25 protein-coding genes are annotated in these 21,973 nt (G+C 38.2%); 10 read left to right on the top strand and 15 right to left on the bottom strand.

Features of this window, described 5'->3' with window-relative positions; translation table 11 throughout:
* Nucleotides 1-35 precede the first annotated feature (35 nt).
* Genes JXQ92_RS11265 through chrA form a run of 6 tightly spaced genes read left to right on the top strand, consistent with a single transcriptional unit; the run spans nucleotide 36 to nucleotide 6,103 of the window.
* Complete coding sequence (locus JXQ92_RS11265; protein ID WP_421986718.1) at nucleotides 36-359, top strand: 2Fe-2S iron-sulfur cluster-binding protein; 324 nt, start codon at nucleotides 36-38, stop codon at nucleotides 357-359.
* Nucleotides 360-965: a thymidine kinase gene (locus JXQ92_RS11260; RefSeq protein WP_421986717.1), complete on the top strand. Its 606-nt coding sequence runs from the start codon at nucleotides 360-362 to the stop codon at nucleotides 963-965.
* On the top strand, nucleotides 925-3,204 hold the full coding sequence (locus JXQ92_RS11255; RefSeq protein ID WP_421986716.1) for a two-component regulator propeller domain-containing protein: 2,280 nt from the start codon (nucleotides 925-927) through the stop codon (nucleotides 3,202-3,204). The genes JXQ92_RS11260 and JXQ92_RS11255 overlap by 41 nt, the downstream gene beginning before the upstream one ends.
* Nucleotides 3,204-3,893, top strand: a complete 690-nt coding sequence (gene recO, locus JXQ92_RS11250) for a DNA repair protein RecO (RefSeq protein ID WP_421986715.1) — start codon at nucleotides 3,204-3,206, stop codon at nucleotides 3,891-3,893. Before JXQ92_RS11255 ends, recO begins: the two co-directional genes overlap by 1 nt.
* A 48-nt stretch (nucleotides 3,894-3,941) precedes the next feature.
* On the top strand, nucleotides 3,942-4,916 hold the full coding sequence (locus JXQ92_RS11245) for an isopenicillin N synthase family dioxygenase (RefSeq protein WP_421986714.1): 975 nt from the start codon (nucleotides 3,942-3,944) through the stop codon (nucleotides 4,914-4,916).
* Between the two features lie 8 nt (nucleotides 4,917-4,924).
* Nucleotides 4,925-6,103, top strand: coding sequence for a chromate efflux transporter (gene chrA / locus JXQ92_RS11240; RefSeq protein ID WP_421986713.1), 1,179 nt, complete (start codon nucleotides 4,925-4,927; stop codon nucleotides 6,101-6,103).
* Here chrA and JXQ92_RS11235 read toward each other — a convergent pair.
* The 11 genes from JXQ92_RS11235 to JXQ92_RS11185 all read right to left on the bottom strand — a co-directional run bounded on the left by JXQ92_RS11235 (nucleotide 6,095) and on the right by JXQ92_RS11185 (nucleotide 15,607).
* Nucleotides 6,095-6,991: a S66 peptidase family protein gene (locus JXQ92_RS11235; protein WP_421986712.1), complete on the bottom strand. Its 897-nt coding sequence runs from the start codon at nucleotides 6,989-6,991 to the stop codon at nucleotides 6,095-6,097. The genes chrA and JXQ92_RS11235 overlap by 9 nt on opposite strands.
* 60 nt (nucleotides 6,992-7,051) lie before the next feature.
* Nucleotides 7,052-7,639, bottom strand: coding sequence for an OmpH family outer membrane protein (locus tag JXQ92_RS11230; RefSeq protein WP_421986711.1), 588 nt, complete (start codon nucleotides 7,637-7,639; stop codon nucleotides 7,052-7,054).
* A gap of 27 nt (nucleotides 7,640-7,666) precedes the next feature.
* Nucleotides 7,667-8,134, bottom strand: a complete 468-nt coding sequence (locus JXQ92_RS11225) for an OmpH family outer membrane protein (RefSeq protein ID WP_421986710.1) — start codon at nucleotides 8,132-8,134, stop codon at nucleotides 7,667-7,669.
* 70 nt (nucleotides 8,135-8,204) lie between these two features.
* Complete coding sequence (locus JXQ92_RS11220; RefSeq protein WP_421986709.1) at nucleotides 8,205-10,859, bottom strand: BamA/OMP85 family outer membrane protein; 2,655 nt, start codon at nucleotides 10,857-10,859, stop codon at nucleotides 8,205-8,207.
* A gap of 8 nt (nucleotides 10,860-10,867) precedes the next feature.
* Nucleotides 10,868-11,605 (bottom strand): isoprenyl transferase, encoded by a 738-nt coding sequence (locus JXQ92_RS11215; RefSeq protein WP_421986708.1) that lies wholly within the window; start codon nucleotides 11,603-11,605, stop codon nucleotides 10,868-10,870.
* Between the two features lie 83 nt (nucleotides 11,606-11,688).
* On the bottom strand, nucleotides 11,689-12,396 hold the full coding sequence (locus tag JXQ92_RS11210; protein ID WP_421987366.1) for a DUF6089 family protein: 708 nt from the start codon (nucleotides 12,394-12,396) through the stop codon (nucleotides 11,689-11,691).
* Nucleotides 12,397-12,449: 53 nt separating this feature from the next.
* Nucleotides 12,450-13,325 (bottom strand): NAD kinase, encoded by an 876-nt coding sequence (locus JXQ92_RS11205; protein ID WP_421986707.1) that lies wholly within the window; start codon nucleotides 13,323-13,325, stop codon nucleotides 12,450-12,452.
* 7 nt (nucleotides 13,326-13,332) lie between these two features.
* Complete coding sequence (locus tag JXQ92_RS11200) at nucleotides 13,333-13,998, bottom strand: CBS domain-containing protein (RefSeq protein WP_421986706.1); 666 nt, start codon at nucleotides 13,996-13,998, stop codon at nucleotides 13,333-13,335.
* 64 nt (nucleotides 13,999-14,062) lie between these two features.
* Entirely contained in the window at nucleotides 14,063-14,632 is a 570-nt protein-coding gene (locus JXQ92_RS11195) for an anthranilate synthase component II (RefSeq protein ID WP_421986705.1), read from the bottom strand.
* Nucleotides 14,629-15,153, bottom strand: coding sequence for a CvpA family protein (locus tag JXQ92_RS11190; RefSeq protein WP_421986704.1), 525 nt, complete (start codon nucleotides 15,151-15,153; stop codon nucleotides 14,629-14,631). The genes JXQ92_RS11195 and JXQ92_RS11190 overlap by 4 nt, the downstream gene beginning before the upstream one ends.
* 1 nt (nucleotide 15,154) lies before the next feature.
* On the bottom strand, nucleotides 15,155-15,607 hold the full coding sequence (locus tag JXQ92_RS11185; RefSeq protein WP_421986703.1) for a GatB/YqeY domain-containing protein: 453 nt from the start codon (nucleotides 15,605-15,607) through the stop codon (nucleotides 15,155-15,157).
* Between the two features lie 68 nt (nucleotides 15,608-15,675).
* Here JXQ92_RS11185 and JXQ92_RS11180 point away from each other — a divergent pair, with 68 nt between their 5' ends.
* From JXQ92_RS11180 to metK, 4 genes are all read left to right on the top strand, one after another.
* Complete coding sequence (locus JXQ92_RS11180; RefSeq protein ID WP_421986702.1) at nucleotides 15,676-16,389, top strand: pyridoxine 5'-phosphate synthase; 714 nt, start codon at nucleotides 15,676-15,678, stop codon at nucleotides 16,387-16,389.
* Nucleotides 16,390-17,151, top strand: coding sequence for an alpha/beta fold hydrolase (locus tag JXQ92_RS11175; RefSeq protein ID WP_421986701.1), 762 nt, complete (start codon nucleotides 16,390-16,392; stop codon nucleotides 17,149-17,151).
* Nucleotides 17,148-17,864, top strand: a complete 717-nt coding sequence (locus tag JXQ92_RS11170; protein WP_421986700.1) for an SAM-dependent methyltransferase — start codon at nucleotides 17,148-17,150, stop codon at nucleotides 17,862-17,864. Before JXQ92_RS11175 ends, JXQ92_RS11170 begins: the two co-directional genes overlap by 4 nt.
* 70 nt (nucleotides 17,865-17,934) lie before the next feature.
* Complete coding sequence (gene metK / locus JXQ92_RS11165) at nucleotides 17,935-19,182, top strand: methionine adenosyltransferase (RefSeq protein ID WP_421986699.1); 1,248 nt, start codon at nucleotides 17,935-17,937, stop codon at nucleotides 19,180-19,182.
* Between the two features lie 52 nt (nucleotides 19,183-19,234).
* Here the strand turns inward: metK and hpf are convergent, their stop codons facing one another.
* The 4 genes from hpf to JXQ92_RS11145 all read right to left on the bottom strand — a co-directional run bounded on the left by hpf (nucleotide 19,235) and on the right by JXQ92_RS11145 (nucleotide 21,962).
* On the bottom strand, nucleotides 19,235-19,531 hold the full coding sequence (gene hpf / locus JXQ92_RS11160) for a ribosome hibernation-promoting factor, HPF/YfiA family (RefSeq protein WP_421986698.1): 297 nt from the start codon (nucleotides 19,529-19,531) through the stop codon (nucleotides 19,235-19,237).
* A gap of 24 nt (nucleotides 19,532-19,555) precedes the next feature.
* Nucleotides 19,556-20,470, bottom strand: a complete 915-nt coding sequence (locus JXQ92_RS11155) for a tyrosine-type recombinase/integrase (protein ID WP_421986697.1) — start codon at nucleotides 20,468-20,470, stop codon at nucleotides 19,556-19,558.
* 28 nt (nucleotides 20,471-20,498) lie between these two features.
* Nucleotides 20,499-20,693, bottom strand: coding sequence for a 30S ribosomal protein S21 (rpsU, locus tag JXQ92_RS11150; protein ID WP_069834144.1), 195 nt, complete (start codon nucleotides 20,691-20,693; stop codon nucleotides 20,499-20,501).
* Nucleotides 20,694-20,822: 129 nt separating this feature from the next.
* Entirely contained in the window at nucleotides 20,823-21,962 is a 1,140-nt protein-coding gene (locus JXQ92_RS11145) for an acyl-CoA dehydrogenase family protein (protein WP_421986696.1), read from the bottom strand.
* Nucleotides 21,963-21,973: the final 11 nt, after the last annotated feature.

The raw sequence follows: 21,973 nt of genomic DNA, 5'->3' as shown, positions 1-21,973 counted from the left end.
CAACCCTTTTAAGAACTCACGTCAAATTAAGCATAATGCCCAAAATCCTAATTCGAAATCTGAACAATAAAACCATTTCTGCTAACGACGCTAAGAAAAGTATATTGGATATTATCCATTCAGAAAGTGTAGATTGGATGCACGCTTGTGGTGGAAAAGGTAAATGTACAACCTGCAAAATGGTTGTACATGCTGGAATTGATACTTTAGGTACAGATACTGAGCCTGAAGAAAGATTACGCGGTTTGGAAAGATTGGCCGAAAATGAAAGACTGGCCTGCCAGTGTAAATTATCTGGTGATATTGAAATTAGTGTGGCTGAAGGAAACAAATTTCCTCATATAGAATACTCTGCATAAATGTTTTTAGAACCTCAGAGCAAAATATCGGGTGAGCATACTTCTGGCAGTATAGAAGTGATATGCGGCTGTATGTTTTCTGGAAAAACTGAGGAACTTATTCGAAGATTACGTCGGGCGACGATTGCGCAACAAAAGGTCGAAATATTCAAACCAGCTGTAGATACGCGGTATGACGAAGAAGATGTAGTGTCTCATAATAAGACAGCTATTCGCTCTACACCGGTTCAGTTTGCCTCTGACATACTTCTTTTAACAGGAGAAAGCGATGTAATCGGTATTGACGAAGCTCAGTTTTTTGATGATCAAATCATTGATGTTTGTCGAAAATTGGCCAACAGTGGTAAACGTGTAATTGTAGCTGGGCTAGATATGGATGCCAATGGAAATCCTTTTGGCCCAATGCCGCAATTACTGGCTATTGCTGAATTCGTCACAAAACTTCACGCTATATGCACCATAAGTGGCTCGCTCGCTTCGTTTTCTTACAAGCTTACCACTTCTGAAAAAACCGTTGAACTTGGTGAAGCAGATATATACGAAGCCCGAAATAGAAAATATTTTTATGAAGGACAGCAAGAGAAGAAAGACAAAAAGAACCAGTAGCGTAGCGGTTCTTACCGTTCTCCTTCTTTGCATATCTACCGCTTTAGCCTTCGCTCAAAGTACCGTCCCAATATTAGGCTGGCGCACCCATTTTAGCTACAATAATATCACAAACGTAACCGATGGGGGTGATCGAGTTTTCGCTTCTACAGAAAACGCTATTTTCTATGTTGATTTAGAGGACAATAGCCTTAACCTTATTAATAAAAATACGGGTTTGTCAGACGTCGGAATCGGTGCAATCTTTTATGATCAAAGTCGAGAGCTACTTGTTATTGCTTATAAAAATGGACGTATTGAATTTTGGTCAGAAACAGCTGGTGTTACAACAATTAATACTGTTTTAGAGTCGGAAATTGTTGGAAGTAAACACCTTCGGAACATCGAATTATTCCAGAACAAACTTTACATTTCAGGAGATTTAGGCATTATTGTTTACGACCAAACTAGAAATGAAATAGTTGAAAATTATCGAAATCTAGGACCAAACGGAGAACCACTGATCATTTACGAAACAGCGTTTACTAATGACAGTATTTTTGCCGTATCGGAGAATGGTATTCTTTCAGCTAGTTTAAATGAAGATGTCAACAAACAAGATTTTAATAATTGGCGCAGAATTTTAGAAGGAATCTCGTTTCAACACATCACCCAATTTGGAGACGAACTAAAAGCAAGTGCCGATAGTGATTTATTCGATTATACTGCTGGTGAATGGTCTTTTGAGCGAAACTATAATTTGTCAATCAAGGAAGTGCATTCAATCACAGAAGAAATATTTTATGTATTAACGGAGCAAGATCTTTGGGTTAGTGGAGATATTTCGGGGTTTAGGTCGCTTTATTCAGCAGCAAGTAATCAAACTTTAAACAGCTTTTTGTTTACACAATTAGGGTCATGGATAGGCTCATCAGACGTAGGGCTTCTATATTTCAATGCCTTTAACGTAGCTCCTTCAAGCCTTTTGCCTGCGGGACCCTCTTCCGATTTACTGATCAAACCTCAAGAATTCGGAAACTCGGCCCATTGGATTTCTGCATCGGGAAGCATTAGTAGTTTCAACTTAGAAACTCAGGAATGGTCTTCAAGAATAACGAGAAACAGTGATGGAGATAGAATTGATAACCTTACTGATTTGGAGTTCGGGATTACAGAAACCCCTAATATCAGCTTACCCATTTTCTCTTCTTTTGGGGAAGGGCCTTTTTTTGGTGGAGACAATCTCAATGGATCAACGAACATCATCGAAGATTTCTCTAATTCCAGTCCAATTACCAGACTAAACGGTTCTTACAATAACACAGCGCTAGCCATGCAAGAAAACCTCTTGTGGCTAACTACTTCTGGAACATCAAATACTTTGTATTCCTGGAATTTAGCCACCGACCAATGGAATAGTTACGGTTTTAGTTTCGCACAGGCTCGCTTTCCTACTGATTTGTTTATTGGAAGTAACGGTTTTAAGTGGATGCCAATTTCCGAAACAAATGGCGGCGGCTTAGTAGTTTTTGATGAAACCACCTCTAGACAAAGATTTCTAAATACTAATGGTGGCCAAGGTGGTTTACCTGGTGCCGAGGTGACTTCACTTGCCATAGATGACGATCAGTTTATTTGGATTGGGACTAATCAAGGCCTTTGCTTTTTTCCAAACCAATCGGTTATTCTAGATAATATCTCGCTCACCGCAAATGTTCCAATTTTCGAAAACAGGTTATTGCTCAGAGATGAATTCATTACACAGGTATTAATAGATCCTGCGAACAGAAAATGGTTTGGCACTAGAAATAATGGCCTATGGCTATTTAGTGAAACTGGCGAAGAGCTAGTCTATCATTTTACTACTGAGAATAGCCCCTTGCCTTCGAATAATATTATATCTCTATTCGTCGATCGGCCATCGGGAGAACTATTTATAGGTACCGACAAAGGCTTAATATCCTTTAGAAGCGATGCTACCGAGGGATCAGCAATTCATGAGAATGTAAAGATTTACCCCAACCCAGTAAATCGATCCTTTCAAGGAGAAATTGTAATTAACGGCCTTGCGAATAATGCAATAGTGAAGATTACAGATGTTTCGGGAAAACTAGTTAGAGAGGCTCGCGCCAATGGTAGTACACTGCTTTGGAATACTCGAAATATCAATGGTGTTCGAGTAGCGTCTGGTGTATACTTAGTGTTTAGTTCTAGTTCTGATGGTGTTGAGACTTTTGTAGGGAAAATAGTCGTAATCTGATGCTGAATAATACCGAAGGCATTGTTTTTAGTGCGGTCAAATTCAAAGAGAGTTCGATCATTGTTAAGATTTTCACCTCGGCCTATGGAATGCAATCCTACATTGTTCATGGTGCTCGAAGTCAACGTTCCAAAGGTAAAATCGCACTCTATCAGCCACTTTCCTTACTCGATATGGTAGTATACTATAAGGAGGATAAAGACATTCATAAAATCTCTGAAAGTAAGTTTGCTCAAACCTATAGTGATATTCCATTCGATCCTGTGAAAAGAACAATTGGCATCTTCATCACTGAGATTTTTGGAAAGGTTTTAAGGGATGAAGGCGAAAACAAAGTCTTATTTGAGTTCTTGTTCAATTCACTTCAAATTTTCGATCGATTAAAAGAGAATGCCTCTAACTTTCATCTTCAACTATTATTAAAGGCTACACATCACCTGGGTTTTGGTCCAGCGAGTGCTAATGATTTCATTTTTCAGCTCAGCGAATCTGGCTTTCACTTGAGTATTTCACAGGAAGAAAAAAAAGCGATTGATGCTTTAATGAGCTCAAATTATGGTGACACAATTTCAATGAGTCTTCAGTTTAGAAGAGATGTTCTGGATCATATTATAAAATACTACCGTGTAAATACGGGTAACCTAAGGGAAATCAAGTCATTGAGCATTCTCAAAGTCATTTTTGAATAGGAAATTTCTCCATATAAATTATTAATTTCGATACAAATCCATTTTGCTATGAGCGCTAAACTCTACGATGAAATTCCTTCATTAGACCTTGCAGATTTTACTGGTGGAGACGCCGAGAAAAAAGCTGCCTTTGTTCAAACTTTAGGAGAGGCTTACAATACTATTGGTTTCGTGGCCATTAAAAACCATGGCCTAACGGATGAAATGACAACTAAGCTCTATAGTGTAATCAAAGAGTTTTTTACACTTTCAGATGTTACCAAACAGCAATATGAAATTCCTGAATTGGCAGGTCAAAGAGGTTATATAGGTAAAGGAAAGGAACATGCCAAAGGAAGAAAAACGGGTGATTTAAAGGAGTTTTATCATATCGGTCAATTGGTGACTGATGGTGACAAAATAGCTTCAGAATATCCTGATAATATTTGGCCGAAAGAGCTTCCTGAAATGGAAGCAATAGGAATACATGTTTACAAGACTTTAGAAGCTGCTGGCATAAAAATGCTTCAAGCCATTGCTCTATACTTAGGCCTAGATGAACACTATTTTGACAATAAGGCGCATAATGGCAATAGTATCCTAAGGCCAATTCACTACTTCCCAATAGAAACTCCTGATGAGGTACCGGCCGATGCCGTAAGAGCCGCCGAACATGGCGACATCAATTTGATTACGTTATTAATGGGTGCTAGTGCTGATGGATTGCAGGTACTGAGAAGGGATAACAAGTGGATTCCAATTACAGCTCTTCCTGATCAAATTATTGTGAATGTTGGGGATATGCTCTCCAGACACACAAATAATAAGCTAAAATCGACAATACACAGGGTTGTAAATCCACCTAAAGCGCAAATGAAAACTTCGAGGTTTTCAATACCATTCTTCATGCACCCACGGTCTGATATGGACCTGACTGTATTAGAAAATTGTATCGATCAGGATAGTCCAAAACTTTATGATGACATTACAGCAGGCGACTTTCTTCAGCAGCGCCTTGCTGAAATTGGCTTGAAAAAGAAGTAATACACACCATGGCGGTAAAGCGCATTCGATATTTCATTTTCATTAAAGATGTAATTTCATTGGCATTGACGGCCTTTGGCGGACCGCAAGCGCATATTGCCATGTTCATAAAAATAATGGTCGAAAAGCGCGGGTATATCACCGAAGAAGAACTGATTGAACTTAATGCGCTTTGCCAGATACTACCGGGACCAACTTCTACTCAAACTGTAACGGCTATTGGCTACCGGATTGGAGGCGCAAACTTGGCTTATTTAACCTTACTGGTTTGGATGATTCCTGCCGTAAGTATTATGACCACCGCGGCCATACTCATTAACTCATATCAGACAAAAAACCTAAGTCTAGAATTTACCAGGTTTATACAACCAATGGCTGTTGGTTTTATCAGTTATGGTGCTTTTACCATTGCCAAAAAGGTGATTAACACTAAAACGGCAATTATCTTAATGATTCTGTCAGCAGTAGTTACTTATTTCATTACTACGCCTGCTGCACTACCCATTGTACTGGTTATTGCAGGTTCCATCACCGCTTTCAAGTATAAAAAACAAGAAATCGCTGAAAAGGAAAAAGTAAAAATCAAATGGGGTAATTTTACGCTTTGGGCACTTGTACTTGTCGTAGCTGCTTTATTAGGTGCATTAACTCAAGATCGTTTCGTTTTACTCTTTGAAAATTTCTATCGTAACGGAAGTCTCATCTTTGGAGGTGGTCAAGTGCTAATTCCCTTTCTAAATACAGAGTTCGTCGAGTTTAAAGGTTATTTATCGTCTGAAGAGTTTCTTTCGGGCTTGGCCATGGTACAAACAGTTCCAGGGCCTGTCTTTTCTGTAAGTTCTTTTGTGGGTGCACTTTCTGTTCGTGATTTAGGGATAGGTGGGCAAATTCTGGCAGGTTTCATTTCAGCATGCGGTATTTTTCTGCCCGGTACATTTCTTATCTTCTTCGTTATCAGGTTTTGGGATAGCCTAAAGACATACAGAGTAGTAAGGGCCTCCTTAGAGGGAATCAATGCTGCCAGTTCTGGAATGGTTGCTGCAGCTGCATTTATTTTATTTGAACCTATTCAAGGTTCTGTTATGGACGTATCTGTTGTAATAGGTACATTCCTTTTACTTACTTTGACTAAAATACCTCCACCATTAATTATTCTGGCAGGGCTCTTGGCAGGATTTCTAATCTAGATATTTAATTGTGAGCTGTCCTAGTTCAACAAGCACTTCAGCATCACATCCAAAAATAAGCGGCAAGTTCATCGGTTCATGACCGGCGCTTAAGCCATATGCGATCGGGATATTTAAGTGACCGAAATAGGAATTAAGAATTTCATCAGTTTCAGTTTCAAAGTAGCCCTGAGGATCTGAAATATTACTAAAACTCCCAATAATCACACCCGAAAGGTTAGTGATCTTACCTGCTCGTTTTAGTTTATTGAGCATTCTATCAAGGCTATACTTAGCCTCTCCTACTTCTTCGATAAAGAGAATATTACCCTCTGTATCGATTTCATTGTTAGTACCAATGGATTCACAAATTAGGGTAAGATTACCCCCTGTTATTTTTCCAGAACAGGTACCAAAAGTCGTGGAACTAGACTCAGTCAATGGATAAACTGAATTTGAACCTTCAAATAAAATAGACTTTAGATACTGATCGGATGCGTAATCGTTCCCAATGGTCATTGCCACAGGACCATGGATTGAAGGCACGTCAAATTTTAACGCTTGCAGGAGAATGCTCGTCAAATCACTAAAACCAACGAGCCATTTAGGGCTTTTCTTAAAGCCGTCGAAATCTACCTGATCGATAATTCTTGTGGTACCATAGCCTCCTCTGGCAAAAATTATAGCCTTAATTTCAGGATTATCTAAGGCAGATTGAAGACTTTCGAGCCTATCATCATCGCTACCGGCGAAATATCCGCTTTGCTTATTGACGTTCTCGTCTACTATTACATCTAAGCCCCATTCCGTAAGCGTTTCAATACCGTCTGCTATTGATCGTTCAAGCCTTTTAGCCGTTGCCACAACAGCTATTTTGTCTCCAAGCTTTAAAAATTCAGGCCTTTGCATAGGTGCAAAATAAAAAACCCCTTCGTATGAAGGGGTTTCAAATCAATATTTTAATAAATACTATTTATCGTTTCCGGTATCCGCAGTTGCAGGAGCATCTCCTGGGCTAGGTTGTTTTGGCATTTCTACCCCTAGTTTAGCAAATACTTGTTCTGTAATATTTAAATCATCTTCTGCTGCTAAAACGATACCATCTCCTGAAGCAGATACTCTCATATTAAGAATCATAGCATAGCCTAATTCCTTTCTTACTTCGTCGATAGCAGTTTGTACTTTAGAATAAATAGGATTCATCAGCGTAGCCTCTTTTGCTTGTAACGCTTGTTGCGCTTGTGCTGTGTAATCTTGTAAATCCTTGTCTAACTTCTGAAGTTCGTTGTTCAATTCTTGCATTGCCGCTTGACTTGCATTTGGCTGCTGAGACATTCTTTGAGCTTCTTCGTATTTAGTCTGAAATGTTGTTCTTTTTGCTTGAACGTTAGATCCTAACTGACCTTCGTAAGTCTTTAACTCTGATCTGATACCTTCAATTTCCGGCATACTGTATACAATAAACTCCAAGTAAGTGAATCCAATTTTGAAGTCCTGCGCCTGTGTAGCTCCAAACACAAAAAGTGCTGCCACCATCACCAATAATCTACGCTTCATAATTCTATATTTTAATGTTTCAGTTTCTTAATTCTGTTCTATAATCCCTAATTCTTCTAGTACGAATTCAGTATAGTCGTGAACTGGGTTAGAATATGCTATTCCTATATCAGCCGATTTATCAAATAGATAATCTAGACCATACTTCTTACATACAACCTCCACCGTTTGGTTTACTTTAGTCCTTAGTGGAAGTAACAACTCGTCTACTTTTTTAAAGTAGAGTCCGTTATAGCCAAAGAGATCAGTACTTTTTTTCGCTGCTTCTTCTTGCTTTGCTTGAATCGCTTTCGTCCTATCTTTTTTCATTTCAGAGGTCAAAAGTACTTCAGTTGCTCTTAGCTCTGCTCGCATCCTTTCTGCCTCATCATACAAACTCCGTACCTCTTTGTCATATGCTACAGAAAGAGCTTCTAACTCCTTCACCTTTTCGGCATATTCTGGCATTTTATTGAGTACGTATTCTGAGTCATAATGGCCGAATTTCTGAGCCAAGACGCTTTTAGCAGGCGCAAATATAAAAATTAATGTTAGGATTACTAGAGTGGGAAATATTTTGTACATGTTACCTTATTTGTTGTCCAATTGTAAAATGCACCTGTGATCCAGCTTGAATCGCCGGAGAGAAAGAATCATCAGAATCGAATCCGTGAGCCCAGTCTACACCAAGTAATCCAAACGCCGGCAAGAATATTCTTGCGCCAAAACCAGCAGACCTAAATAGTTTACGCGGTGTATACTCTGAAAAATCTATCCAAGTATTACCTGCTTCCATAAAGGCTAGTAAATAAATTGTAGAGCCGGGTTTAAGTGTTACTGGGTATCTTAATTCAGCAACAAACTTATTGTAAACAACCCCTCCTCTAAATCCGGTATTAGCGTCTACAGGGTCAATTATGTTATCATCATAACCCCTTAACGCAATTATATCCTGTCCAATTATAAAATTGTTCGCTCCATTTAGTCCATTACCGCCTAAGAAGAACCTTTCAAAAGGACCTGAGTCTGTTTTATCTGAATATGTTCCAATGAATCCCATATGGGCTCTTGCATTGATTACGAACTTGCTATTTAAAGGAATAAATAGGGACAAGTCCATCATCCACTTATGGTACTCTACAAACTCATATCTATCAGCTTCGCTCAACTCAGGGTCAGCAAACTTATCAGGATTCAGTAAAGACCATGGTGGTGTGGCGTTTACAGAAAGTGTAAACTGAGAACCATAAGTTGGGAACTGAGGGTTGTCAATATTACTTCGTGAAATTGTTGTATTGAAAGTCAAACTATTGGACTGACCTGTAGAGAATCCAAGTGTGTTACCAAAATTGAATACATCGTAGAACTGGTAGGAAATAGTATTTTGTACTTGGAAGTAGTCATCTGGCCATCGAAGCCTTCTACCTAAACCAACTGTCACTCCAGTAGCCTTTAAGAACCCTAAAAGGTCATTCGTGATTGGTTGGATAGTTCTATTCGATGTTCTACTTAAACTTACGGTAAAGTTATTCGGCTTTCTACCGCCTAACCATGGCTCAGAAAAAACTAAACTAGTACTTCTAAATCTTCTACCGTTCGACTGTAGTTGTAAGGAAAGTTTCTGACCATCACCACTTGGGTACGGTCTCCATTTGCTCCAATCGCCAATATTTCTTACAGAAAAGTTATTTAAAGACAGCCCAACAGTACCTACAAAACCAAAAGGACCTCCAAATCCACCAGATAACTGAATCTGGTCCGATGATTTTTCCACAAGGTTGAAGATAATATCTACTGTACCATCATTTAGATTGGGGATAGGTTGTGGATCAATCTGTTCTGGATCAAAATAACCTAGTTGCCCAAGTTCCTGGATCGTTCTAATCAACTCTCTCCTACTGTACTTTTGACCAGGTAATGTTCTGATCTCTCGTAGAATTACATGATCACTTGTTCTATCATTACCATTTAATATGATTCGTTTAATAGTCGCCTGCTCACCTTCAGACATTCTCATTTCAATGTCTATAGAGTCATTTTCTGCTCTTACTTCTACAGCTTGAATTCTAAAAGTCAAATATCCATCATCGGAGTAAAGTGACATGATATCTCCGCCATTCGGACCGGCAAATTGTGTTCTTTCGTCTAGCTTCTGACGGTTGTAAACATCGCCTTTTCTAATATCGAGTTTCTCAGTAAGTACAGAATCGGTGTATTTGAAGTTTCCAATCCAATCAATATTTCTGATATAATATTTTCTTCCTTCTTCTACGGCTAGTTTTAGGTCTATGAAGTCTTCATTTACCTTCACTATCTCATCGCTCAATACTTCGGCATCGCGATATCCTTTTGAATTATAAAAAGCAACAAGGCTGTTCTTATCATCTTCAAAATCTGTGTTAATGAACTTGGATCCCTTTAAAAAGTTGAGTTTTACATTATCGTTTAAAAACCTCTTGAATTCAGACTGCGAAACAGTATAAGATGAATCAACATAGTTTCGAACTGAATTTGCATTGGTCCTAAATATTTCATCAAACAGTTTAGAAATTAACCAGAACCTAGGTTTTTCAGCGGTATTCTTCAGCGTTCTTTTGAGTCGCTTATCGGTAAAAGATTCATTTCCATCGAAGTAAATCTTATTAATCTTTACTTTGGATTTTTTATCAACATTGAAATTCAATCTTACTCTATCGGCAAATAATGAATCTTCAATTTGTTCTGTCTGAACTACCGTATTCAAGAACCCTTTTTCAATAAAGTATTTTCGAATAACTATTTCTGAGTTTTTGATCAAAGCTGGCGTGGCGACTTTACCACTTATGTTCAACTGATCTAACATTTCCGAAGATTGAGAGGAATTAACATTGTTAATTTTAGCCTCTTGAATTCTTGGTCGCTCCGAAACGCGAACTTCAATAAATGCACGATCACCTTCTGTTTTAGTTAACCAAAACTGTACATCGGCAATAATTCCCTGATTCCAAAGTTTCTTAATACCATCAGATATCTCTTGTCCTGGGATAGGAATTTTATCTCCTACTTTAATTCCCGTAAGGGCAAGCAGTGCGCTTTCTTGTAATCCAACAAGTCCAGTAATTGAAATATCAGCTACTTCAAAAACTTTAGGGTTAGAATAGTCAATCTGAACGCCTTCTCCGGCATTCACCTGATATCTATTTTGTGCAAAACCACTAATGCACAACATCAGAAACATGACAGCTACTAATAACTTTCTCATCCGCTTTATCAACTCTTTAACTGCTCGCTTGTCATTCCGAACCTTCTTTCTCTATTCTGATAAGATACTATGGCTTCGTATAAATGCTTTTTTCTGTAATCTGGCCACAAAGTATCTGTAATGTAAAACTCTGTATACGCCATTTGCCAAAGCAGGAAATTGCTAATACGTTGTTCTCCACTTGTTCTTATCAACAATTCAGGATCGGGTATCCCTGATGTATTTAAGTATTTATTAATTAATTCTTGATCAATATTTTCAGCATTTACTTTCCCGGCGGCCACCTCATTTGCTATAGCTTTTGTGGCTTGAGTAATATCCCATCGCCCGCTATAGCTTAGCGCCAGTACCAGCACCATTCTTTCATTTTTCGATGTCTTCTCCATAGCCTCGGCAAGTTCGCGTTGACATTTTTTTGGAAGACTTTCTGTATCCCCTATCGTTGCTAATCGAATGCCATTGTCCATTAAAGTCTTCATTTCTGAGACTAAAGTTGAAACTAGGAGTTCCATTAGGGCATTAACTTCTACTTTTGGTCTTGACCAATTTTCTGTAGAGAATGCATAGAGGGTTAAGAATTCTACGCCTAACTCGGCACAGCCTTCGGTAACATCTCTCACCGCCTTAATAGCGTTTTTATGCCCAAAAATCCTTGCAGCACCCTTTTTCTTTGCCCAACGACCATTTCCGTCCATAATAACGGCGATGTGTTTCGGCAGGGATTCTGTTATGATTTGTTCCTTCATTCTTCGGATTTCTCAAAAAGCAAGCGCGAAGGTACAAAAATGGAATTGGTTTTTAAATCTCCTAATAAACTCTTTCTCAGAGATTAATAGAATGGTTTAGGGCAGACAATTTTGAAGAAAGTATAACTCAGTGAGAAACCAGTGAAAAACATCACATCATCATCATTCGGATTACCTCCTCGGTAGTCCTTAATATTAGGTGTTTGTAAAGAAACATTATCCAAAAAATCTGAATTAGTCTTGATAGCTGAAGTGGATATACCCAATATCCAACGTCTATTTAACTTTACTTTTATTCCTATGCCAACTGGCACTTTAAATTGAACTCCTGAATTATAGTTATTACCAAGCTGATCATCTCCTTGAAGTCGATAAGCTCCTAGTCCGAAAAAGAGATAGGGTGTCCAATGCTGATCTAACTTTTCGTTTCTGTAATCCAAAAAGTTATACTCAAGAATCATATCTGTGTTGACAAACCGACTTGAGAATGATGCTCTTCTATTTGCTGAAAATACGTCAAATGCTTCATTATCCGCACCTTTTAAAGTGCCTCTCCCTACTGAAAATCGTAGGCTGACACCGTCATTAATGTGCTTTCTGAAGAATAACTGTCCTCCTAATGTATTATTGCTAAAATCGTATTGTCTTACAACATCTCCGATGTAATTATACCCTCCTAGCTCTACACCAATCTCCGTATTCTGAGCTTTCAAACCGGTTGAAAAACCCATGAATAACAGACTTATTAAGAAAACAAGTCTATCCAGTTTATCCGTATGATATGATTGCAAGCTAGAGAACAAAGAGAAATTGTTTTTTAAGGTCTCAGTTAAATATTGTTAACTCAATTTCGGGCGTCTAAACCCCAATTCAATTTTTGACGCAATGTATCGAAATACTTATTATTCTTAAAGCGAACGAGTTTTGCTTCAAATTCTTCTCTCCTAACGGAAATTTGTACACTATCGTCTATACTTTGTGAACGAGAATCTAAAGAGACCATAAATTGCTTCGATCTTCCTTCAATTTCAAAGGTAATAACACTCTGATCGGAAAGGATTATTGGTCGCACATTAAGGTTATGTGGACTGACTGGGGTAATAATAAAGTTTTTCTGTGCTGGATCAACTAATGGACCTCCACAACTAAGAGAGTACCCTGTGGAACCGGTTGGGGTAGCTACAATAAGACCGTCAGCCCAATAGGAATTAAGATAATCTCCATCCACATAAGTATGCACTACAATCATGGAGGAGGTCTCCTTTTTAACAATCGTCAGTTCATTCAAACCAAAATTATAGGGGTGAAATATGCCTTGATTTGAGTCGACATGAATTAGAGATCTTGATTCTACCGTAAAATCTCCTGATATGAGCCTTTCAAAAGTATCTTTTATTTCGTTTCTCGGGGTGTTCGCCAAGAAGCCCAACCTCCCGAGGTTTATGCCTACTATTGGTACTTCGGAACGATTTGTATATGTAATGGTATCGAGAATGGTTCCATCGCCACCCAAACTAATTATGAAGTCGAATCCAGAAAGATCATCGCCTATATGAAAAGTATCCAGTTTTCCGGTAAAGAGGCCTTTCTCTAACAAATCAGCCTTATAACTTTCTGATATTGAAGCTACGATTTGATGTTTTTCTAATAATTCAAAAACATCATTGATACACTTTTGTGCCTCAGGACCAGTGCTTTTACCATGAAGTGCGATTCTCATACAGTCATTATATGTTCAAGTAGCGCATTAGAAGATCAAACCGTTCTTGATCGTTTGATTTAATTTCTTCCTCCTGAAACCTACCTATTATACTGTATCCAAAGCGCTCTAGGGCAGCCGTAACAGGAGATACTTCTGATTTATTCAGTTTTAATGTCACCCTTAACTTTGCCGAGTCTTTTGGATCTGAATTAATGGTGCTACTCAATATTTTAACATCCTCTGCTTCAACCAGTCTGCTTATTTCAGCCAAAGAATAATCTCGCTGATTCATTAATAAAACTAGAATTGCGCCGGGTTCTTGTACTGCTGTAGACTCTGCAAAGGCATTGATTGTATCTTCCAAAGCAATTACGCCTTGAAACGCACCAGTACTAGAAAGAACTGCTACTTGCTGAGATTCATGTTCTGCAGCAATTTTAATTACATCATAAAAATGCTGATGTTCATTTACGATACATCCCTCTCCTTCTAAATAGTATTGGTTGACGGGCTTTTTGGAATCATTTTCTTCAAGGATTATCTCTTCTGTAATAAAACCAAGAAATCTACCTTTTTCAATGACTGGTAACTGATTCATACGCAGCTCTTCCATCCAAACAATGGCTTTGTGGCCATCATCCGTTGGTTTAAGAGGGGGAATCATATGATTTATTAAATCTGATGCTACCATTTAAAATGCTTTTGACATAGAACGACCGATTTAGCCATTTAGTTCTAACTAATATAGTATGGTTCTAAACAATATTATGAATTGTGACCCAGTTTTTGAGTATTTCAAGGCCATATTGTGTCAGATAGGCCTCCGGATGAAATTGTATGCCCCATGTTTTCAGCTCATGATTGCTCTCAAAAGACATTAATTCTCCGTGCGCTGTAAGAGCAGTCGGTTTTAACGTTTTAGGTAGATCTTTCACGACAAGCGAGTGATATCTAACAACATCTATTCTACTAGGTAAATTTCGATAAGTCTGAGATTCCGATGTGTCGATACTTGATATCTTACCATGCATCGGCTTGTGCGCTTTCACAATTTGTCCACCTAAATACTCTGCTATTGCTTGGTGGCCAAGGCAAATGCCCAGCATCGGAACCCTACCGATATATTGATCTATTAAGGTTAACAAATTACCAGCATCACTAGGTCGCTCCGGGCCTGGGGAAAGCACTATTCCACTAAATTTTAATGAATTGAATTCCGCTTGAGGGGTATCGTTCCTTAGCACCTTCACTTCTACTCCCAATTGATTGAAGTAATCAACCAAATTGTAGGTAAACGAATCGTAATTGTCAATTAATAGAATCAAACAGGTGAGATTAACTCTTTTATAGACTCGAGCATTTCTTCGGCAAAAGGTAGGACAACATCCAGTGCGGAAATAATATTAGGTCCTAGATCGGCCAAAAATGGATACAAAACCAATTCTTCATCTTGACCGGGTAGTTCTACTCCAAAATTCAAAGTAAGCCATAGGATAATACTTACGCCAATAGCCCATTTTACTATTCCCACTATTGCTCCGGCAAATTTATCTACTCCACCAAGCAAGGTCATATCCACCATCTTCTTCACCAATTTACCCAGCATATTCACTAGTAAAATGATTCCGATGAATATAACTATGAAGGAAATAAAAGGAAGCAAATGATCTACTCCCTCTAAATACCCTTCTAAATAAGTCATGCCCAATTCCATCAGCTTGAAACCACCAATAATGGCAAGAACAAAGGCCAAAATTCCAAATAACTCCAGTAAGAGCCCCTTTCGGTAACCCATAACTCCTCCAAAAATTAAAGGAACAAGCAAAATGACATCGAGCGTTTTCAAACTATCCGACTAAAATAGATTTTACAATGCCTGAAATTGTTTTACCATCAGCTTTTCCAGCCATAGCTTTACTTGCCATACCCATTACTTTACCCATGTCTTGTGGTCCAGAAGCCCCAACTTGCGCAATTATCTTCTCTAATTCAGCTCTAATTTCATCTTCTGATAATTGCTTTGGTAAATATTTCTCTATTACGGCAATTTCCGCCACTTCTGTTGTAGCCAAGTCTTCGCGCCCTTGGTCTTTATATATTTGAGCAGAGTCTTTTCTTTGCTTTACAGCCTTCATTAGCAGCTTAAGCTCAGCATCTTCTGATACATCACCTGAACCACCCTTTTCAGTTTCGGCCAAAAGAATCATTGATTTTATCGCCCTTAGGGCCTTCAACTCGTCTTTTTCACGTGCCAACATGGCTTTCTTTATATCTGCCTCAATCTGTAGTTTTAAGCTCATCTTTTAAATATTTTCGATTTTTTAAATCATTAACTTGCGCGCAAAGTTAGGTAATAAAGGGAAATTGAATGACTAGACTGAGTGTTAACATTAATAAAGTAGCTACACTGAGAAATGCCCGCGGGGGAAACAATCCAAGTGTAGTTCAATTAGCGAAAGATGCTGAGCGTTTTGGAGCACAAGGAATTACCATACATCCGAGACCTGATGAGAGGCATATAACCACTAAAGATGTTTATGACCTCAAAGATGTTGTCACTACAGAATTTAATATCGAAGGCTATCCTGATGAGCGTTTTATGAAAATTCTGGAAGATGTTCGCCCAGATCAAGCTACGCTAGTGCCAGATCCTCCGCACGTGCTTACTTCAAATGCTGGCTGGGATACAGTGGCCAATGAAGAAAAATTGGCAGACATTATTAGCAGAATTAAAGCCTTGGGTATTCGGACTTCCATATTTGTAAACCCTGAAGTCGCCATGATTATAGGTGCTTCAAAAGTAGGAACCGATCGAATAGAGCTTTATACCGAAATGTATGCGACTGACTATTTAAAAAATCCATCTGAAGCGGTGAGCAGTTATAAAGCCGCAGCAGAAAAAGCTATCGAATTAGGTATCGGAATTAATGCTGGTCATGACTTGGACTTAAAGAACTTGAAATATTTAACTAAAGAAATCCCAAACATAGATGAAGTGAGTATTGGTCATGCCCTTATTTGCGACGCACTATATTTTGGTCTTGAAAATACCATCCAACTTTACTTAAGAGAACTACAATAAATGTCTACACTGAATTACAAGGTTTTTGGCGAAGGAAAGCCACTAATAATATTGCACGGTCTTTTTGGGTCTTTAGATAACTGGGTAACCTTAGGGAAAAAGTTTGGTGAAGACTTCAAAGTTTTCCTAGTCGACCAAAGAAACCATGGTCAGTCATTTCATGACTCTTCATTTTCATACGAGGTCATGTCTGAAGATCTTTGCCAATTTATGGGCGAAATGAATATAAGTTCAGCCGACCTTATAGGGCACTCTATGGGTGGTAAAACAGTTATGGAATTTGCCAGAAAATACCCCGAAAAAGTTGACAAACTTGTTGTAGCGGATATAGGGCCTAAATCTTACCCCGTTCATCATACCACTATCATTAAAGCATTTTATTCAGTGCCGATTGATAGTTTGACATCGAGAAAAGAGGCGGATGAAATTCTAAGTAAACAGATTGAAGATTTCGGTATAAGACAATTTTTACTTAAAAACTTAGCAAGAACAACTGATGGTTTTAAATGGAAAATGAATTTAGACGTCATTGCCTCGCAAATTGAGGAAGTTGGAAAGGGGCTCAATCAAAATGCAACTTTTCAAAAAGAAACTCTTTTCATAAGAGGAGGAAATTCAGACTACATTCTCGACGCAGATTTTAATATGATTCATTCTATTTTTCCAAAAAGTAAAATAGCAACTGTTGACGGTGCCGGCCATTGGCTTCATGCTGAAAAACCTATGGACTTTTATGAACAAGTAAAAAGTTTCCTAGCATGAACGATTCTTTTGGAAAGATTTACCTTATCCCAAGTGTAATTTCGGATAACACACAAGAGCAAGTAATTCCGCTACATGTAAAAAATGCCATAAAGGGCTGTGACTCATTCCTAGTTGAAAATGTAAGAACAGCAAGAAGGTTTATTAGCTCTTTAAAGCTTGGTCTTACTATTGAAGAACTGGAGTTCGAAGTGTTAGATAAGAAAACATCTTTTGAAGACTGTGTCGATTTGATACAGCCTATTTTACAAGGCCAAAATATCGGAGTCCTATCAGAATCAGGTTGTCCTGGTATAGCAGACCCTGGTGCTCGGTTAGTACACATCGCTCATCAATTTGGAATTACTAGTGTACCCATTGTAGGTCCATCTTCCATACTACTTGCTCTTATGGCTAGTGGGTTTAATGGTCAATCATTCGCCTTTCATGGTTATTTACCAATCGACAAAAAACAAAGACAACAACGGATTAGAGAATTAGAGAGAGAATCGAAAGAGAAAAACCAGACTCAAATCTTTATGGACACTCCTTATCGGAATGAAGCGTTGCTTGCAGATGTCATCAAGGCAGCAAGACAAGACACTTTTTTATGCGTAGCAAGAGATATTACAGGTGAAAAGGAACTAATTCTTACCAAATCCATTAGTAAGTGGAAACCAAACATGATTACGTTGAAAAAGATGCCGACTATTTTTCTAATTCTTGCTAATTAGCATCTCATAAAATATGTTTTCATTATTCCATACTTACGTCTAATTTTGCAGCCTTATAAATAGTTAATATATGCCTTACTTATTTACATCAGAATCTGTTTCTGAAGGTCACCCAGACAAAGTAGCTGATCAAATTTCAGATGCTTTAATCGATAACTTTTTAGCCTTCGATGCAGATTCAAAAGTTGCTTGCGAAACACTGGTAACAACTGGACAAGTAGTACTTGCTGGCGAAGTAAAGTCAAACACTTATTTAGATGTTCAGCGAATCGCACGCGAAACAATCGAAAGAATAGGTTACAATAAGGCAGAGTATCAATTCGACAGTAAGTCTTGTGGTGTGCTTTCAGCAATTCACGAACAGTCTGACGATATCAATAGAGGTGTAGATAGAGCTTCGAAAGAAGAGCAAGGTGCTGGTGATCAAGGAATGATGTTCGGATATGCTTCTAAGGAAACCGAAAACTACATGCCGTTAGCATTAGACCTATCGCATAAAATACTAAAGACCCTTGCTGACCTTAGAAGAGAAAACAACGAGATTAAGTATTTAAGACCAGATGCAAAATCTCAAGTCACGATAGAATATTCCGATAATAATGTTCCTCAGAGAATTGAAGCTATTGTTGTTTCTACCCAACATGATGACTTTGGAACTGATGAAGTGATGCTTTCTAAAATTAGAGAAGACATCGTCAACATTCTAATACCTCGAGTTAAGTCAGAACTTCCTGTAAATATTCAAGCCCTTTTTAACGATCAAATTAAATTTCATATTAACCCAACCGGTAAATTCGTGATTGGTGGACCACATGGAGACACTGGTTTAACTGGCAGAAAAATTATCGTTGACACTTACGGTGGAAAAGGCGCTCACGGTGGCGGAGCATTTTCAGGTAAAGATCCTTCAAAAGTAGACCGTTCCGCAGCATATGCTACGAGACACATTGCTAAAAACCTTGTAGCAGCCGGTATAGCTGATGAGGTTTTGGTTCAGGTTTCTTATGCAATTGGCGTAGTAGAACCGATGGGTATTTTTATTGATACCTACGGCACTGCAAAAGTGGATATGACAGATGGCGAAATTGCCGAAAAAGTAACTGAGGTATTCGATATGCGTCCTTACGCTATTGAAACGCGCTTAAAATTAAGAAACCCAATGTATACCGAAACGGCCGCCTATGGTCATATGGGTAGAAAATCTGAAACTGTTAAGAAAACATTTATCAATGCTTCAGGTAAACCACAGGAATTCGATGTGGAACTCTTTACTTGGGAGAAATTAGATTATGTAGATAAAGTTAAAGCTGCATTTTAACCTATAACTGATAAAAAATTAAAGGCCTCGAGAATCTCGAGGCCTTTTTTATTTAGTGAGGTAATAATTTTTCTTTGTGTTTTTGAACTTGCCGTTTCAATGCTTCAGTACAATGATCTGTGGCAGCTTCAAAGGAAGCACTATTCTTGGTTGCAAAAAGCTGTTCTCCTGGTACGTTTAGTTTTATCTCAACGGTTTTATTCTCAATACCCTCATTATTGACCCTTAAAATTACTTCCGCATCAATTGTTCTATCGTAATAGGTGTCTAGTTTATCTAATTTCTTTTGCACAAAGTCAATTAGTTTAACATCAGCATCGAAATGAATGGATTGAACTTTTACTATCATATTTCAAAATTTAAAGGGTTAATACTAAGCTTTTGGATGTGCTTGATCAAAAACTGACTTCAGCTTTTCCAATGAATTATGTGTATAAACTTGTGTAGCGGCTAGGCTACTATGTCCTAATAAATCTTTCACCGCATTCAAATCGGCTCCTTTATTTAATAGGTGAGTTGCGAACGTATGTCGCAAAACATGGGGACTCTTTTTATCTAAAGACGAAACTTGAGATAAATATTTCTTTACCACGCGGTATATCAGTACTGGGTATGCCGAATCTCCACTATTATTAACGATTAAAAAAGAATTTTGATCGTGTGAAAACACATGATTTTTCTCATAAATATATTTTTCTGTCAAATTGAGAAGCGCATTCGAAATCGGAATAATACGTTCCTTGTTTCTCTTGCCTAGCACTTTAATTGTAGATTGATTTTTGTCGATATCAGAAACTTTCAAACCAAGTAATTCCGCCTGTCTAATTCCAGTACCGTAAAGCAATTCAAGAATCAATTGATCTCTTCTACCTTCAAACGAATCTTCAAAAACATCACTATTTAAATATGCCGATAATTCTTGCTCATCCGCAAAGTTTGGTAATTCTTTTTGAGTCTTAAGCGATCTAACTTTTGCAGTAGGGTTTTGGCTAATAACGTCTCTCTTCACTAAGAATTTGAAGTAAGACCGTAGACTCGCTAGCTTCCTATTTACCGATCGAGGGCTTAAAGCGTCATCCATTAAGGACAGCACCCAAGCTCTAATCATCAGTTGCGTAGCTGTAGTGATATCCGCTACGTGAAATTTATGAAGTATGTAAGATTGAAACTGCTCGAGATCAATTTGGTAGGACTTAACAGTATGTTGACTGTAGCGTTTCTCGAACGAAATATATTTAAGAAAAGAATCAACCATGTTAATACTGAGCGTTACACACAGTACTAACATAGTGATTTAAAGGCAAATTTAGAACGCCTTAGTAGTTTTCTTTAGCGTACATTTTCTGCTTGTAAGCAGCCTTGATTTTCATAGTTCTGTTTGCAACAGAAGGCTTCTCGTACGCGGTTCTTGACCTAAGCTCTTTTAAAACTCCAGTTTTCTCGAATTTCTTCTTGAAACGTTTGAGCGCTTTGTCAATTGATTCGTTTTCTTTTACATTAATGATGATCATAATATATTACACCTCCTCTCAATTCGGATCGCAAAGGTACAACCTTTTCTGACAATCAGTTACATATGGCAAAAGAAAAGACCTCCGATTGAAGAGGCCTTTATTAGTATTTCAAGAATTGAGGGAAACTTATTTCAAAATCTCTCGAGAAATCACAAGTTTCTGAATTTCTGATGTTCCCTCACCAATGGTACATAGCTTAGAATCGCGATAGTATTTTTCGACGGGATAGTCCTTTGTATAGCCATAACCACCAAAAATTTGCACCGCTTCAGTAGAGCACTCTACTGCACACTCCGAAGCATAGTATTTAGCCATGGCCGACTCTTTTGTCATAGGTTTTCCTTCATTTTTAAGTTGAGCAGCCTGATGTGTAAGCAACTTGGCTCCTTCAAGTTTTGTAGCCATATCGGCTAGCTTAAAAGATATCCCTTGAAAATTTGAAATCGGCTGATTAAACTGATGTCTCTCTTGAGAATATTGAACGGCTTCGTTAAAAGCTCCTTCTGCAATACCTAAACTCAAGGCCGCAATAGAGATTCTACCTCCGTCGAGGACTTTCATTGACTGAATAAAACCTGCTCCTACCTCTCCGAGTACATTTTCTTCGGGAATACGGCAGTCTTCAAATATCATTTCGGCAGTTTCAGAAGATCTCATACCAAGTTTATCTTCTTTTTTCCCAGCTTTAAAACCAGGGGTTCCGCGTTCAACAACAAAGGCTGTCATGCCATGGGAATCTCCTATTTCTCCAGTGCGAACTATAACTACTGCGATATCTCCTGATTTTCCGTGGGTGATCCAGTTTTTTGTGCCGTTAATTACCCACTCATTACCATCCTTTTTTGCTGTGGTCTTCATATTTCCAGCATCAGAGCCCGTATTTGGCTCAGTTAAGCCCCATGCACCAATCCATTCAGCTGTAGCAAGTTTTGGCAACCACCTCTTTTTTTGTTCCTTATTTCCAAATTGAAGGATATGCCCAGTACATAATGAGTTATGTGCGGCAACAGATAAACCAACACCCGGATCAAGCTTAGCTACTTCAGAAACAACAGTGATGTATTCATGGTAACCAAAACCTGAGCCTCCATACTCTTGTGGCACCAAAACACCCATTAATCCTAATTCACCAAATTTCTTAAAGATATGCACTGGGAATTCTTGATCGTCATCCCACTTATTTCTATAAGGAGTAATCTCTCGCTCACCAAAGTCTTTGATCATATCAGCGATCAGCAACTGGTTTTCATTCATCTCAAAGTCCATTTCTATTCTAG

It is taken from the genome of Roseivirga sp., from assembly GCF_049099775.1.
In the GTDB taxonomy this organism is placed as follows: Bacteria; Bacteroidota; Bacteroidia; order Cytophagales; family Cyclobacteriaceae; genus Roseivirga.
The sequence above is the reverse complement of the archived record's forward strand: the minus strand, read 5'-3'. Positions and strand labels throughout refer to the sequence as shown.